Annotated in this window: 12 protein-coding genes; 9 read left to right on the plus strand and 3 right to left on the minus strand. The window is 39.5% G+C overall.

The features are described 5' to 3' along the window. Positions 1-239: 239 nt before the first annotated feature. Positions 240-1,151: a helix-turn-helix transcriptional regulator gene (locus tag V8F51_RS27945; protein ID WP_337103793.1), complete on the minus strand. Its 912-nt coding sequence runs from the start codon at positions 1,149-1,151 to the stop codon at positions 240-242. 100 nt (positions 1,152-1,251) lie between these two features. Between V8F51_RS27945 and V8F51_RS27950 the strand changes: the two genes are divergently transcribed. Further along, entirely contained in the window at positions 1,252-2,199 is a 948-nt protein-coding gene (locus tag V8F51_RS27950; protein WP_337103794.1) for an alpha/beta fold hydrolase, read from the plus strand. 438 nt (positions 2,200-2,637) lie between these two features. On the opposite strand, the gene V8F51_RS27955 is transcribed toward V8F51_RS27950, so the two are convergent. After that, positions 2,638-3,342, minus strand: a complete 705-nt coding sequence (locus V8F51_RS27955; protein ID WP_337103795.1) for a DUF421 domain-containing protein — start codon at positions 3,340-3,342, stop codon at positions 2,638-2,640. A 571-nt stretch (positions 3,343-3,913) separates the two neighbouring features. On the opposite strand from V8F51_RS27955, the gene V8F51_RS27960 reads away from it, so the two are divergent. The 8 genes from V8F51_RS27960 to V8F51_RS27995 all read left to right on the plus strand — a co-directional run bounded on the left by V8F51_RS27960 (position 3,914) and on the right by V8F51_RS27995 (position 14,105). Continuing rightward, positions 3,914-5,104 (plus strand): glycosyltransferase, encoded by a 1,191-nt coding sequence (locus V8F51_RS27960; protein WP_337103796.1) that lies wholly within the window; start codon positions 3,914-3,916, stop codon positions 5,102-5,104. 1 nt (position 5,105) lies between these two features. Beyond that, entirely contained in the window at positions 5,106-6,185 is a 1,080-nt protein-coding gene (locus V8F51_RS27965) for a mannose-1-phosphate guanylyltransferase (protein ID WP_337103797.1), read from the plus strand. 24 nt (positions 6,186-6,209) lie between these two features. After that, complete coding sequence (gene gmd, locus V8F51_RS27970) at positions 6,210-7,169, plus strand: GDP-mannose 4,6-dehydratase (protein WP_337103798.1); 960 nt, start codon at positions 6,210-6,212, stop codon at positions 7,167-7,169. A 319-nt stretch (positions 7,170-7,488) separates the two neighbouring features. Continuing rightward, positions 7,489-8,619, plus strand: a complete 1,131-nt coding sequence (locus V8F51_RS27975; protein ID WP_337103799.1) for a class I SAM-dependent methyltransferase — start codon at positions 7,489-7,491, stop codon at positions 8,617-8,619. 21 nt (positions 8,620-8,640) lie between these two features. After that, entirely contained in the window at positions 8,641-9,690 is a 1,050-nt protein-coding gene (locus tag V8F51_RS27980; RefSeq protein WP_337103800.1) for a glycosyltransferase family 4 protein, read from the plus strand. Continuing rightward, positions 9,691-11,067 (plus strand): glycosyltransferase, encoded by a 1,377-nt coding sequence (locus V8F51_RS27985; RefSeq protein WP_337103801.1) that lies wholly within the window; start codon positions 9,691-9,693, stop codon positions 11,065-11,067. 47 nt (positions 11,068-11,114) lie between these two features. Next, complete coding sequence (locus V8F51_RS27990; protein ID WP_337103802.1) at positions 11,115-12,383, plus strand: DUF4915 domain-containing protein; 1,269 nt, start codon at positions 11,115-11,117, stop codon at positions 12,381-12,383. Positions 12,384-12,401: 18 nt separating this feature from the next. Beyond that, on the plus strand, positions 12,402-14,105 hold the full coding sequence (locus tag V8F51_RS27995) for a putative capsular polysaccharide synthesis family protein (protein WP_337103803.1): 1,704 nt from the start codon (positions 12,402-12,404) through the stop codon (positions 14,103-14,105). Positions 14,106-14,185: 80 nt separating this feature from the next. Here the strand turns inward: V8F51_RS27995 and V8F51_RS28000 are convergent, their stop codons facing one another. Next, positions 14,186-15,724, minus strand: a complete 1,539-nt coding sequence (locus V8F51_RS28000; protein WP_337103804.1) for an alginate O-acetyltransferase AlgX-related protein — start codon at positions 15,722-15,724, stop codon at positions 14,186-14,188. Positions 15,725-15,733: the final 9 nt, after the last annotated feature.

Below are 15,733 nucleotides of genomic sequence, written 5' to 3' on the forward strand. Positions count from 1 at the left end.
GCGTTGAGACATTTGCTTGGACAGAAGACTAGAGGGGGAAATTAACTGTAGCAGTACAGGAAGTCGCTTCACAGTTTTAACGTTTTATCCTCCAATAGTGATTTTAAGCCAAAAGAGTTGTCCTTAAAAATTTCGTCCTACAAGCTCAAGTGCTCACCGTTCTTCTGAACTGCCCTTAATGACTCTTCGGATGCGGCGAATTATGTGAATCGGTCATATAGGTCGAGACGAGACCTTGATCAGGAATAGTTCTCCATCATTTGATATAAATAATTTCGAAAGTCTTCAACATAGGTTTTGGGCTCTACAACTACTAGATGGATGCCGAAGCTTGCTAATAATTGAAATCCCATACGATTTTGAGGGACATAAAGGGTTGCTAATAGAAATCCAGAACTATGGTCTTCAATACTTCTTCGTCCATACCTTTCGATGATTTGATCTTTTATGCTGGGCGATATCCGTGCCTTAATCGTGACGAATTGCGGTACATAACTTGCTTCGTTTCTTTGCTCGGGCCAATCGTCTCTCGGATGAAACGCGCTTTCATCCATAGTAATAGGATCGATCCGAGATAACTTGAATGTCCGATATCCCTGTCGATGTAAACAGAATCCTTTCAAGTACCAACTCGATTCGCTAAAATGAAGCTCATAGGGCTCGACCATTCTGTTCGTTACAGCCCCATCTTTATCTGTATAATCAAATGAAACCAGTCTTTTCCTTAAAATGGATTCTTGACATGTCTTTAAGGTTTCAAGAATCTCGGACCGACCTTCCCAATCATAAAACGACAGTTGAATGGTACGATTCAGAGACAATGGACTAACCATTGCCTCTATTTTTTTAATCGTTCTTTCAACTTCTTCAGTAAGGAGAATTTGTTCCAATCCGCCGAGTGCAGTTAATATATTCTGTAAATCGGAGCTGCTTAAAAGGCGTTTATCAACCTTGTATTCATCCATTATGCCGTAGCCGCCTTTGACCCCGGTGACAGAGTAGATCGGGATGTTCGATAAGCTCAATGTTTCCATATCCCGAAGGATCGTTCTTTTGGAAACATTGAATAGTTGCGAGAATTGCTTTGTAGAAACAACCTCTTTTTTCAGCAATATCATGATAATCGAAATGAGTCTCTCCACTTTGTCCATAATTACCCTCTTTTTTTCTACATGACTTCAGAATGGTGACAATAGGATGTCACCTTTTGTCCATTATACTACATGTATCACAAGAAGGAGGTTATATTCAATGTTTAATCCAACCGATTTTCCCAAGCCCACCTATATTTCAGTCAACGGTGTGGAACTCGAAGTCTTTGAAGCAGGCCGACAAAATGCCGGAAAACCCATTGTCCTCTGTCACGGCTGGCCAGAGCATGCCTTTTCTTGGCGTCATCAAGTGGCCGCCCTTGCCGCAGCGGGCTACCATGTCATCGTCCCAAACCAGCGGGGTTACGGCAACTCATCCCGTCCGACCGAAGTAACAGACTATGACATTGAACACTTGTCGGGTGATCTCATCGCACTTCTCGATCACTACGGATACGAAGACGCCATCTTTGTCGGTCATGATTGGGGTGCAATGGTCGTTTGGGGACTGACCTTATTGCATCCAAACCGTGTAAACAAAGTGATAAATCTGAGCTTGCCTTACCAAGAGCGCGGAGAAAAACCCTGGATCGAGTTCATGGAAGAAATACTTGGCGGCGACTTCTATTTCGTCCACTTCAATCGACAGCCAGGCGTCGCGGACGCCGTATTCAAAGGTAATACGTTCCGGTTCCTTCGCAACCTGTATAGGAAGAACGAGCCCTCCACAGAGCCTCAGCCAGGTATGGCGTTAATCAATCTCGCCAGAGCAGAAACACCACGGGGTGAGCCCTTGATGAGCGACAGCGAGCTGGCCGTTCTCGTCTCCGCTTTTGAAACATCAGGGTTCACGGGCAGTATAAATTGGTACAGGAACCTTGACCGCAACTGGCGCTTATTGGCGGAGGTGAACCCAACTATCCAACAGCCGACCCTCATGATCTACGGCGACCGGGATGCGGTTCAAAAGTCTGAAAACCTGACAAAGTTCGTGCCCAATGTGAAAGTGGTGAATCTGGATTGCGGTCATTGGATCCAGCAAGAAAAGCCGGAAGAAACAAACCAAGCGATTTTGAGATGGCTGGAACAGCAGGATGCCAAGGATTAGGACGCGTCTCCTAAAGGCGCGGACTTCGGTGTATGGGAACTATACATGGAATAGCCCGACCATCTTCACCACGGTCCCCACACGCTCCACCAAGCCAACACAAAGGAGAACGTCCATCATAGGCGTTCTCCTTTTGCACTTCGTCATGGAGGGAAATGAAATGGATAGTCTATCTAATACCTATTAAAATTTAATTAAGGGTGAATCATTCCTCTTACTTCAGCGAGATGAAGCCAACCTTGATCACGATCAAATCCTGCAATTCATTAAGAATCTATTAAGAAAAGCACATCTATTTTTTTAATACCTTTAAGTTCTTTGTCAGATACCAATCTTTCCTTGAAACTCATTTGATCGCCCCCTAAAAGTTGCATCCCTGATAAGGACGGTTCGGTAAAAGAACTGGGCTATCAAGGGGAGAGAGCAGTGAGTCCGGTGCTAATCAATAGGGTTGTCAATGTGGTCCCGATAGTAGTCAAAGTACAACTGGTTTTGCGTACCTCTCACGGCATAGAACACTTCGGATACGGATTTGTTCCGCTGCCGCAGCAACTGCTCCAGCCATTGGGTGGTCAGCCCGTTGTGAGCGAGATTGTCTTTCATAATTATACCGTCCATAATCAACTCGACAGGGAACGACTGAACGGCCGCGGCGTGTAGCTTCAAATCTTTGCGCGTCACCCACTCATACTCACTTTTCTTCTTCACGGACAGCTTCCCGTGATCCTCCATGCAAGCGTACTCGACCTCCGCCATATTGAAAATATTTTTTTCACGCAAAGATTGGGCTAGAGAGTCCAACGTGTAGCGGATTTTTCGCATGTTGTCCTCGAGAATTTTGCCGTTCTCGATGATGACGGTTGGAGTGCCGGATACCAGCCGATTCCATGCCCGGCTATTGAGCGCAATCTTGGACACGAGGAAAGAGATGCCGAAGAATATCAGCAGCGATACGACGATGAGCCAATGGTTAAGCTTCACATTTAACGCCAAATTCGACGCAATGGCGCCCAGCGTAATGCCGCTTACGAAGTCATGGAAGGTCATGTTGGATATCGTCTGCTTGCCAAGAATCCTCGACGTAATCATGAGGAGTGTAAAAGCGGCGATCGTTCGAATAATAACTTCCACGTATGCTTGCAATGGGCAGACTCCTTGTTTCAATTTGTGGGGGCTGTCGTACGGTCCGATAATAACAATATTGACGGTTGGAGCCGGTATTATAACTCTTTCGCTTTGCGGTAAGCTCTTTTCTCAGTTTTCGCTGATAGACCTGTTAAGCTGAACCCTATCATAAGTAGGGCGAAATAAAATTGAAGTTAAAACAGCACCATTCCAAATCAACTGGAATGGTGCTGTTTTTATGAGATAAACATTCCCTGAAGTAAAATCTCTAAATAATCAATCTCTAATTTCATTGTATTTAAATTTAATTAATCAATAGATAATTCTTACAATTTAAATGGATATCGTTTAATTTAAGTGATAAAATACGGAGATTATACAAATTAATTATCAAGATAAGTATAGAGCGCCTGTTTAAAAGTATTGAAGAGTTCCGAAAAAATAGTTTCTACTTTATACAAGTTGTTGAATCGACAGATTGGTGGGAATACAACAGATGCCTCGTATTTTTTATAAAATGATATATAAAATAGCAATTGCTTGTAAGAAGTTGCTAATACTGTTCATCCCACTGCATATAAGAAATAAGGTGAAACAAGTGGTGCTAGCTAAAGGGTATACTCAGGAAAGTGAGCAAGCCCTCAGCAAGCAATTCTATACGGAAAAGATAACTGGCGTAAACCTAATTGGGTACTCGCGTGCTGAGATGGGACTAGGTGAGTCATGTAGAATTGCTGCAAGAAGTCTGGAGAACTCGAAGCTACCCTACGATATTATTAGCTACATCGGGACAAGCACGGCAAGAATGTCCGATTTATCTTGGCAGCACAAAGAAGTGGATCAACCGAAGTACAACATTAATATATTTCATATTAATGCTGAGCAAATGCTAGAAACCTATATTCAATATGGAACTAGGTTGTTTGAAGGACGTTATAACATTGGGTATTGGCATTGGGAGCTTCCTGAATTCCCTGAGGATTGGATGGACGGCTTCAAATTTGTACACGAAGTGTGGGTACCCTCTAACTTCGTTGCACAATCTATCTCTATGAAAAGTCCAGTACCTGTCGTGAGGATTCCACACGGGATTGAAGTTAAAATCGATGAATATCGGACTCGAGCCTATTATCAGCTACCAGAGCTCGCATTTCTATTCTTGACTATGTATGACGTCAATAGCTATCAAGAACGGAAAAATCCGATTGCATCCATACATGCATTTAAGCAATCATTTCAGCCTAACGATATGACAGTTGGCTTGGTAATCAAAGTAAACAATGTTCATGCAAATAGAGAAGAAATAAAATTACTCCATGAACATATACAAGGCTACAATAATATCTACATAATTACACAAATATTAAGCAGAAACGATACAAATGCATTAATACAATGTACGGATAGCTATATCTCTTTACATAGAGGAGAAGGTTTTGGACTTGTCATGGCGGAAGCAATGTATCTCAGAAAGCCGGTTGTTGCAACCAATTGGTCTTCTAATACGGATTTTATGAACGAGAAAAACTCTTGCCTAGTGGATTATGAGCTAATACCTATTGGGAAAGATTATGGCCCATATCAAGCCTTTCAGAAATGGGCTAATCCTAATGTAGAGCACGCCAGTTCTCATATGAAGAGACTTGTGAATGATGCTGAGTTTTACAATAGAATTGCTTTAAAAGGACAACAAACGATTAAAAATGATTACTCTCCAAGTGTCATTGGCAAGATGATTGAGGAAAGATTGAACTATATTCAAATCAACTTAGGAGGATAAAATGACAATCGTCAGTTTAATATTAGCTGGAGGCAAAGGAGAACGGTTTTGGCCTAAAAGTCGTACAAATTTTCCGAAACAGTTTTTGAATATATCAGGTCAGAAATCAATGATTCAGCAAACAGTAGCACGATTGGAACGACTAATGAGTATAGATCAAGTGTTTATCATAACGAATGAAATGTATGCTGAACTTATTCGTATGCAGATTCCACACTTAAAGCAGGAGAATATACTTATCGAGCCTGTTGGTCGAAATACTGCACCTTGCATTGGACTTGCCGCAATTCAGATTGAGCGTAAGTTCCCGAATAGTACGATGATTGTATTGCCATCTGATCATATTATAAAAGATGAAGATGAGTTTTTGCGAATCATTCCAGTTGCAATCAAAGTAGCGTCTTATAATGATAATATTGTCACGCTCGGTATAACTCCACATTATCCTGAGACAGGATATGGTTACTTGGAAAGTATGGGTGAACACGAGAAAATTGATGACATGGATGTTCACCGTGTCCGTAGATTTATTGAGAAACCTACCTTAGAGGATGCTCAGCGCTACATACAAGCCGGAAGATTCTACTGGAACAGTGGAATATTTGTTTGGAAAACCAATACCGTTTTTAAAAATATTAAAAGGCATTTACCAGAAGTACATGATATCCTATCAAACATACAGCTAGTTCTAGGAGAGCCTAATGAGAAAGATGTCATTGGATCTGAGTTCTATAAAATGCCTGAAGAGTCAATAGATTATGGTATTATGGAGAAGGCGGATGACATTTATGTCATTCCTTGCCGATTAGGTTGGGATGATGTTGGAAGTTGGACGGTGCTAGATCGGATAAACGAACGTGATAAAGATGGGAATGTCACGATTGGCAATACGCTGGTTATTGACACGAAGCGAAGTATTATTGAGAGTAATAGCCACAAGCTAATTGCCACATTAGGTATAGAGGATCTTATTATTATAGATACGGATGACGTGACACTGATTTGTACGAAGGATAAGGCACAAGAAGTCAAAAGGTTGCTTAAGGAGCTTCGTTCTCAGCAACTTGAAGAATATTTATAATTTAAATGAGGTTGGGGAACGATAATGGGAAAAAGTACATTAGTAACAGGCATTACTGGGCAGGATGGTTCCTACTTAGCTGAGCTATTATTAGATAAGGGATATAAGGTGTATGGACTACGTCGTCGAACGAGTATGCCTATGATGGAGAATATAGGTCACATAGCAAAAGAAATTGAGTTCATTGATGGCGATTTAATGGATAAAGGCTCCTTAGATTATGCAGTTAAAGTATCTCGACCAGATGAGGTATATAATTTGGCAGCTCAATCTTTCGTGGGCTCCTCTTGGGATCAGCCCGCGCTAACTGGACAAATAACTGCAATTGGTGTAACGAATATATTAGAGGCTGTACGTTTGAATAAGCCAGATGCAAGATTCTATCAAGCATCTAGCAGTGAAATGTTTGGCAAGGCAGTCGAAACCCCACAAAAAGAAACAACGCCATTCTATCCACGTAGTCCTTATGGCGTTGCTAAAGTATATGGCCATTGGATTACCGTGAACTATCGTGAGAGTTATAATATGTTTGCATGTTCCGGAATTCTATTTAATCATGAATCTCCTCGTCGTGGACTGGAGTTCGTTACACGAAAGGTGACGAATGCGGCTGCTCGAATTAAGTTAGGCTTACAGGATGAATTGCGAATGGGTAATCTAGATGCGAAGCGTGATTGGGGCTTTGCTGGTGATTACGTTAAGGCGATGTGGCTCATGCTTCAACAAGAGCAACCAGAAGATTTTGTTGTTTCCACCGGTGAGACACATACGGTAGAGACTTTGATAGAGATTGCGTTTAGTCATGTTAATTTGAATTGGAGAGACTATGTGGTCATAGATCCTAAGTTTGTTCGTCCTGCTGAGGTAGATTTACTATTAGGAGATAGTACAAAAGCAAAGGAAAAGCTCGGTTGGAAGTTAGAGGTAGGATTTGAAGAAATGATTCGGATGATGGTCGAAAATGATCTGAGATTGAATCGTTAGTAGCAGCAGGTTCACTAGTTATATAAAGGCAAGTTTACTACAAGAAACTGTATCATATGTGAAGTATAGCGAGGAACCGCGTAATGTCGCGGTTCTTTTCATTTTTGCAGTATACTGGAAACATGTTCTATGTAATTGAAACAGCTGACATTGTAAGCATTGCTTGAAAAGATGGTGAAGCCAAGGTCAGAAAAAGTGCCATACTGCTCGGGATGATAGGCCTGTTCGCCATCGTTACGATCGTGAATACGACCGTCTGAAAGACGGATGAGGGGTTAGCACGTATCAAACACTATTAGGCTATTGAGGTGATTAGTTAATGAGTAATCTAAAATTTGATGTTGAAGATATTCGAAGAAATATGTTCTACGTTAAGAATAAGAACAGAGTAAATAAACAGATCGAGGACCAAGGCAGTAGTCAACATGATAAAACAAATCAGTTAATCGTTGAGCTTGGTTTGGTCAATCGATTATGGAATGTGAATCCGGAGCATGAGATAACATCTCATCGGCAAGTAGTCGGCAAATTTATTGTGTTTGGAAAAAAAGTCATGCGAAAAGTATTACGTTGGTATGTATCTAACACTTTTCATAAACAACGGGAGTTTAATGCTAGCGTTACTAGGACGTTAAATTTATTATATGGAAGATTAAATGAGTATAGCGAGAAGTTTCATGTCATGGATGAAGAAATCTCGCTGTTACAAGAGCGTATTCTGCAATTAGAAGCGGAACTTAATCGGCAATTAGCTGCTGAAGCAGATAGAAAAGCGAAGATTGAGGAAAATCGAATGGATTATGTAAAATTCGAAGATCAATTTCGAGGTACGAGAGCTTCTATCATTGAACGCCAACGGCAATATCTCCCGTATTTTATAGATAAAAAGAATGTACTTGACATTGGTTGCGGCAGAGGGGAATTTATACAGTTACTTCAGAGCGAAGGCATTTCCGCATGCGGTATCGACTTGAATGCGGATATGGTGAGATATTGCAAGAACAAAGGTTATGATGTGCATCAAGCCAATGCAATCGAATATTTGGCTACGGTAGACGACGAAACTTACGATGGGATTTTTATGGCGCAAGTAATTGAGCATATATCCTATGAGGAATATGTACCGCTTCTCAAAGAGATTTTCCGAGTATTGAAACCTAAAGGTGTTGTTGTTGTTGAGACAATTAACGTTGAAACGATTGTTGCCGTGACCCACTCTTACTATTTGGACCCTTCTCATGTGAATTTAGTACACCCTGAATTACTTCGATTCATTATGAAAGAGATAGGATATTCAGATATTGAACGTAGAGATTCGGCTCCAGTTGAATTCCGTCCACCGGTACTAACTTCTAATAGTGAAGATTCGCAATTGTTGCAAGCTTATTTCGAGCAGGTACATTCACTGCTCTATGGAAATAGGGATTATGCTATTGTTGCCACTAAATAATGGAATGAAGGGAAGCTTATTGTGAAAAAAAATAAAAAAGTTGCGATATGTCATGCACAAGTCCCCTTTGTGAGAGGCGGCGCCGAATTGCTCGTCGAGTCTCTGCGTAGCGAGCTGATTAAGCGTAATTATGATTCAGAAATTATTGCATTACCATTCAAGTGGTATCCTGATCAGCAGCTTGTTCAAAGTATGTTGAACTGGAGATTCGTTGATTTAAGTGAAAGTAATGGGGAACCGATCGATCTAGTGATTGCTACAAAGTTTCCTTCATACGGAATAACACATCCTAATAAAGTGACATGGTTAGTTCATCAGTTCCGACAGGCGTATGAATTGGTTGGCACGGAGTATAGCGCATTTGACCATTCGGCCGAAAGTTTAGCACTAAAAGAATTAATCATGCGATACGATACGAATACGTTGATGGAGTCGAAGAAAATATTTACGATAGCACATAATGTAACGGATCGTTTATGCAAGTTTAACCAGATCGAGGCAGATACGTTATACCATCCGCCCAAGCATGTTGGTAACTACTATTGTTCGCAGTTCGATAAATATATTTTGTCGGTTGGAAGATTGGATACGATTAAGAGAGTAGATCTTCTTATTAAAGCACTAAAAACGACGGATTCTAGCGTGAAGTGCGTGATTGTTGGAAAAGGGGCTGAAAGAGAAAATCTAGAGCGTTTAGTTGCGAGTCTGAAGCTCGAGAATAGAGTGAAGTTTCTTGGTTTTGTAGAAGATAAGCAATTATTGGAGTTATACGCGAATTGTACAGCCGTATATTTCGCTCCTTATGATGAGGACTACGGTTATGTGACACTAGAAGCATTCTTATCCGGTAAACCGGTGATTACATTAGCGGATTCGGGTGGCGTGCTTGAGTTTGTAAAACATGAACATTCCGGTATTGTAGCTAATTCCGTAAATGATATATCAGAGGCAATTAATAAGTTGAGTCGGAGTGCCGTGGCTGCTCAAGAACTCGGCCATAATGGCAAACTCGCCGTTCAACACTTTTCGTGGGATCATGTAATCGATCAATTAACAGCTACTTTAAGGTAGGTGAAACTTTTGAAAAAAGTCGCGTTTTTTTCCCCCCTCAACCCTATTCGATCGGGAATATCGGACTACAGTGAAGACATTCTTCCTTATTTGGAAAGAAACTTCGGAATTGATCTATATGTTTCTACGGGTTTTTCGATCGAAAATGAGAGTATTAAGAGTAAGTTTCCGGTGCGGTATTTTTCGGATTTTGAGAGAATCTACCGTAACCAAGGATATGATGCACTTATCTATCATCTGGGGAACAACGATGAAGCACATCATGAGATTTATGAGATGTTTCTTCGTTATCCGGGTATCGTTGTTCTTCATGATTATTCGCTCCATCATTTTTTTGCCGGGAAAACAATAGGTCAAGGGCACAACGAACAATATTGCGATGAAATGTCGTATAACTATGGGGACAATGGATTAGAAAAAGCACGACAAGTTTTGTCTAAAGAAATTCCTCCGTTATGGGAAACCTCATCTTTGACTTACCCGTTGAATCTAAGAATTCTTAATCGCGCCCTGGCGGTAATCGTGCATTCGGAATTCTCGGCTAAACTTCTAAGAGATCAGGTTTCTTATGTGCCGATTTCCTTGATTCCAATGCCGAGTCCGCATATAAGCAGACTAGAAGATTTACAACAGGAGAAGGAGACAGCTAGACAGGCACTAGGTATAGCAGACGATGACATTGTGATTGCGTCAGTGGGATTTGTAAATCCAACAAAGAGAATACACAAAGTAATCGAAGCATTGGGTTATCTAAAGAAAAACAAACAATTGCAGCGTTTCAAATACTACATTGTTGGGGAAGTGTCAACGTCTTACCATCTAAGAGAAATGGTAAAGAAGCACGGCCTTCAAGAGCATGTCGTTATTACTGGATATGTAAGGTTAGATGAGTTTGATACGTATATCGCAGCTTCAGATATTTGTGTTAACCTTCGTTACCCTACGCAAGGAGAGAGTTCGGCGAGCTTGTTGAAGATACTTGGGTATGGCAAGTCCGTTATTGCGACAAATATCGGTTCTTTTAGCGAGTTTCCGGACGAGATTGTACACAAAGTTGGTTATGACGATAGCGAAGTAAGCGATATCGCGAAGTCTATTGTACAAATTTGCGGTTCCGACCCATACGATACTCAGAGACGAGTACTAGAGTTTGTTAATCTTCATCATACATTACAAATATGCGCGGACCATTATGCTAAGTTGGTTGATGAAATAATCGAAGATAGGCAAGTGAACGTTTTTATTAGTTTGGAGAAAGTAATAGAAAACTACACAAAGAAGGTTATGGAATTCGAGACAGGGCAGACTTCCTTAGAAGAAAGTCTGCAACGATTCGCAAATGAAGTTGTTGATGTTTTTAATCGAGAGCATCCATAACTGTTCGAACTAGAAGTCATTTAATCATATTACAGGGGGGGATATTCATGAATGCCTTTTTTGATCCATTTTCCAGGTTCGCAGACTTAGATACAAAACTTCTAATAAGCTCTCCTTATTTTAAAGGGCAATACGGAGGCCTATTTGTTGTCGATTTTGCGCTGAAAAACATTAGCAAACTTGCATCAGCAGATTGCCGAGGGATTGCTAGAGATGATCAGTATTATTATGTTGCTACAAACTCGCACGGTATATTAAAATTCGATCACGAATTGAATAAAGTCGGTGTCTATAATAGCTCTGAGCTTGATTATCATGGCATGGCAATCGCACCAGATGGGTTGATTTACGTTGTCGAGACGGCACGTAACACAATTGCTATTCATGAATCGACTTCATTCCGTAAGGTAGACGAGATTGTCATTAATAAGAATCAAAATATGGACATCAATCATATTAACGACCTTAGTATTGTGGGAAACCGACTTTTTCTCTCAATGTTTTCGATGGATAACAATTGGGGAGAGAGTAGAGAATATTCCAAAGGTGTCATAGCAGAGTATGATCTGATTACAAATGAATTTGTTAAAACGCATGTTGAAAATTTGCTTATGCCGCATAGCGTTAAGATTATTGAAGATGAAGTCTTCTACTGTAATTCATTGGGGCTCAGCTTGAATAACGGGAATCATACTATTGCAAGGTTAGGAGGATTTACGCGAGGATTAACATATGACAGTTGGAATTATTATGTAGGCCAAAGCGAGATGAGGCACATCAGTCGTGCGTTGAAACATTTACCGAATTTTTCAGTAGACTGCGGAATTCATATTATTGATAAAACTAATAAATCGTCTCGATTTCTGCATATGCCGGCGGTCGGAGTATATGACATTGTTGTACTTGGTGAGAGTAGTTTCCCTGATTCTGTAGATCCGAGAAACGATAATGTAATGAAGATGTTCGTCTCGCTCAGCGATTGGCATTTTGTTGAGGATACACATGTATGGACGGCATCTAAGCAAGCAACAGTTAAACTCCATAAGCACCGTGGACGTGACCAGTTGATTCTGGATTTGCGGAATGGATACCCGGGCGAACTGGATTGCGATATATTAGTTAATTCTAAATTAATTGGAACCGTGAAGTTCACGGAGCTAGGGGATCAACAATTGCAATTTGCTCTTGACTCTGTTAATCCAGGACCGGTAGCAATAACGTTATCCGTATCGCGCTTATGGTCGCCGGTTGATGTCTTTGAGAGTACAGATAATCGAATACTTGGTGTTGCAGTTAAGTCAATTGAGATTAAATAAACAATGAGGTGGTGAATTATGGGGTCATCATACTTTAATGAAGTAGTAAATGGATTGATAACAGCTTTTTACGAGAAAGTTCTTAAAAGAAAGCCAGAACAAAGCGAAGTTGCTTATTGGGAAGAGTATATAGAACAGAATGGAAGCAATGTCGAAGCTATTCAGTCAGTGCTCGGGCATTTTTTATATTCAAGGGAATTTAAGGTGCATGCAATTAATAATCTTACTAGTCTTGAAAGCATGATAAATAAAACAGAGAGTAAAAAGAAGGTAGCTATTTGGGGTTCGGGAGAAGAAAGCAGAATCATTAAGGCAATAATTGAACACACATGTCAATCTATTTTTGAAATCAGTTATTTCATTGATGATGATTTCAAAAGAAAAGTTTGTGGCCTGCCCGTAAAAAAAATAAGGGAAATCGATAAAACAACCGATTTTATTATTATTTCAAAAACCGTAAGCGAAAAAGATAAAATTTTTGAACACGATAATCTCTTACGTTTATCTAGCATGCTTAGAAGTTTCGATAGCGATCGTTATTATTTGACTTTGCCAAACCCTGTAGACGGTAGAATAGATTCTATTAAATTAAGCGATCTGCTGAATGAAAATGTAGTTATTTACGCCGGTGGCGCAACAGGGGAGAAATTCGTTCAATTAATGAACGAACTAAATAATGTCTATCAACGTGTTTTTGATCAAACAATTAACATAGATAGAATTGTAGGTTCATCAAAGCCATCTTTATTAACATATAAAGCAGCAGGGCCCAATGTTAATAATAAAATATTAATTGCACAAGACGAACATTTTGAAACAGTAAATATGCTATTAGAAACTGGTGTTTCTATACATAATATTCACTTGATTAGATATTCCGACTTGAAGGCAAATCTAAGCGACGTGTATTTTAGAGATGAAAGTATTTTGGTTTATACAAAGACAAAAGTAGGAACCAGCAGTTTTTCGAACTCTTTAAATCATTATGGATTACCCAACCTCGTGACCCATTATATTATAGAAGATCCTTTTATGTATATGAAACAAGCATTTGATACAGTAAATAAGGGGTATAGAAATAGAGGTAATTTATTAGAGTATTTAAAAACAAATTGGTATGTGCTTTCCAATACGGTATATATTAACGAATATTTGCAACGGAACTTGCATAAGAAAAAAATCAGTGTTATTACCGGTGTCAGAAATCCGTTGGATCAGATGATTTCGTTTTTTTTTCAATGTTTCGATTCAGAGTGTTCTAGAGGACTTAGACAATACCCCGACAATTTGGATAGCGTAAAAGAAGAGCTTAAGGAATCTATATATACTCAGTTTCTAAATGAAGATTGGTTTATTCATGAGTTCAAAAAAAACTTGGATGTGAACGTGTACGATTATTCTTTTGATTGCTCAAAAGGATATCAAATAATAGAGGACAAAAATGTATGTACGTTAATTATACGGGTAGAGGATATGGATAGGGTTTGGAGTAAAGCCGTTACAGAATGGTTAGGGGAAGAACGGCTAAAAGATATTCCTGTGAAGTTGCACAAGGGAAATGAAGCGTCCCAAAAATCCATTGCCGACATCTACAAGAAAGTAAAATCTACCATTCAGTTTGATGCGGAACTGATCGAGGGGATTTATTCAACGCAGCATGCCAAACATTTTTATACGGATGAAGAGCTATCTCGGTTTAAACAGTATTGGTTAAACCGATAGATAAAAAATCGCCGCTCACTCCCTCATGGGAAACGAGCGGCGATTTTCTGTTAGTGTTCTATCGTTTCCGATGAAATTATCTAGGAGTTTTTAGTTAATTTAATATTATATAAATAAGAGTCTTGGGGGATTTTCGCGTTAATTCCATCGATGAAGAATCGTAATGTAGCATTCTTTATATTCTCGCTATCTGAGCTGAATTCAAAGGAAAAGTCATTAAACTGATCTGTCAGACCCCCATTATTGAATTGAGGCAGATCATCTGGATATAGATCCATTCTGAGTGTATGAAAACCTTTCGCTGTGTAAGAAAGCGTATAGCTTTGATTCGGTTCTAAATGTAAAGGTGTAGTACTTGTTAAATAGACTGTGGCACTACCGTCTGCTCCCTTATTTATGCGATATCCTTGTGTACCACCAATATCGATTTGATCGACATATTGCGTATTGGTTTGGAATTCAATGTTCTGGGGAGAAATTAAGGAAGCAGCATCATCAATAAAATCATATCTAGATAAATCTCCAATTAGCGCCTCGTTGACCTCTTTGATAATAATATCGTGATTGAGCACTTCTTTATTCCAGTCAATATGTTTTGGAATACCTAGGTCTTTGAAATCAGGTATACCGTTGGTATACTGTCGATGAGTGCTATAGTAATAGTATAGATCCAACGTTGAGAAGAAGTTATTTTCATTAAGTAATTGAATTAATTGAAAAGAGAAACTGCCACTTTCAATAGCAATCGAAGGTCGTGATGGGCTATCTTCCTTATCTATATCAATAATAGGTTGGGGAACAGTGTAATTCACAGGTGGTTTCCACAGATTCAGTAAATCTGCCAGGTCTCGATCAAATCCTGTCGGAACAACATAATCGATTGATTTTAGATTAAGTTCAGGTAGTGATAACGATGGGCTCAATTCGTTTATTTGTTCCGTTAATTTTTGAAGCGTAAAAAAAGCACCTGCAAGATTCCAATGAATGCCTCCTTTAGGGAAAATAGGGGTATCTCGCTTATTCTCCATAGAAATACGATGACCGTCGATATAGTTGATATGATACTTCTCAAGAAGAGGCAGGAGTAAATCATAATTTCTTGGTTCAGAGGATGAGGAGCGACTCGGTAGAAACTCTGGGTAAACGGCTGCTTTACTTGGCGTTATTAAAAAAACGAATGTTTTGCCGAGTCGGGTCACTTCGTCCTGTACAATTTTCATCTTTTGAACTTTGTTCTCTAAGATAGACTGATCCAGAAGTGGCGTCTGATGATTAAACTCGTGAATATATACGCTTTCAAATAATTGGTTTGATTTCCCTTCTACAATTGTACTATTGGGCGAGGCTTGACTAAATAACGAATAGTACAATTGGTTGTTCGTTTTTACTACAATATTCTTTATACTATTATGCTGATCTAACCAATTTTCCGTTTGTTGCTGTGCTTGACCTGACCAAAATGATTGTAGAGTAAAGGTTGGTTTTACTGCAGATTCGGTTACTCCAGTAAGCGAAACATCAGGGAAGATGTGAAATTTATATTGAATAATTGGAAACATAAAAATGATCACGACTAAAAGCAAAAAAACAAATCGAAAAGTATATTTTTTTTCGATCAAAACGACTCC

It is taken from the genome of Paenibacillus sp. YIM B09110 (assembly GCF_037167145.1).
Taxonomy (GTDB): domain Bacteria; phylum Bacillota; class Bacilli; order Paenibacillales; family Paenibacillaceae; genus Pristimantibacillus.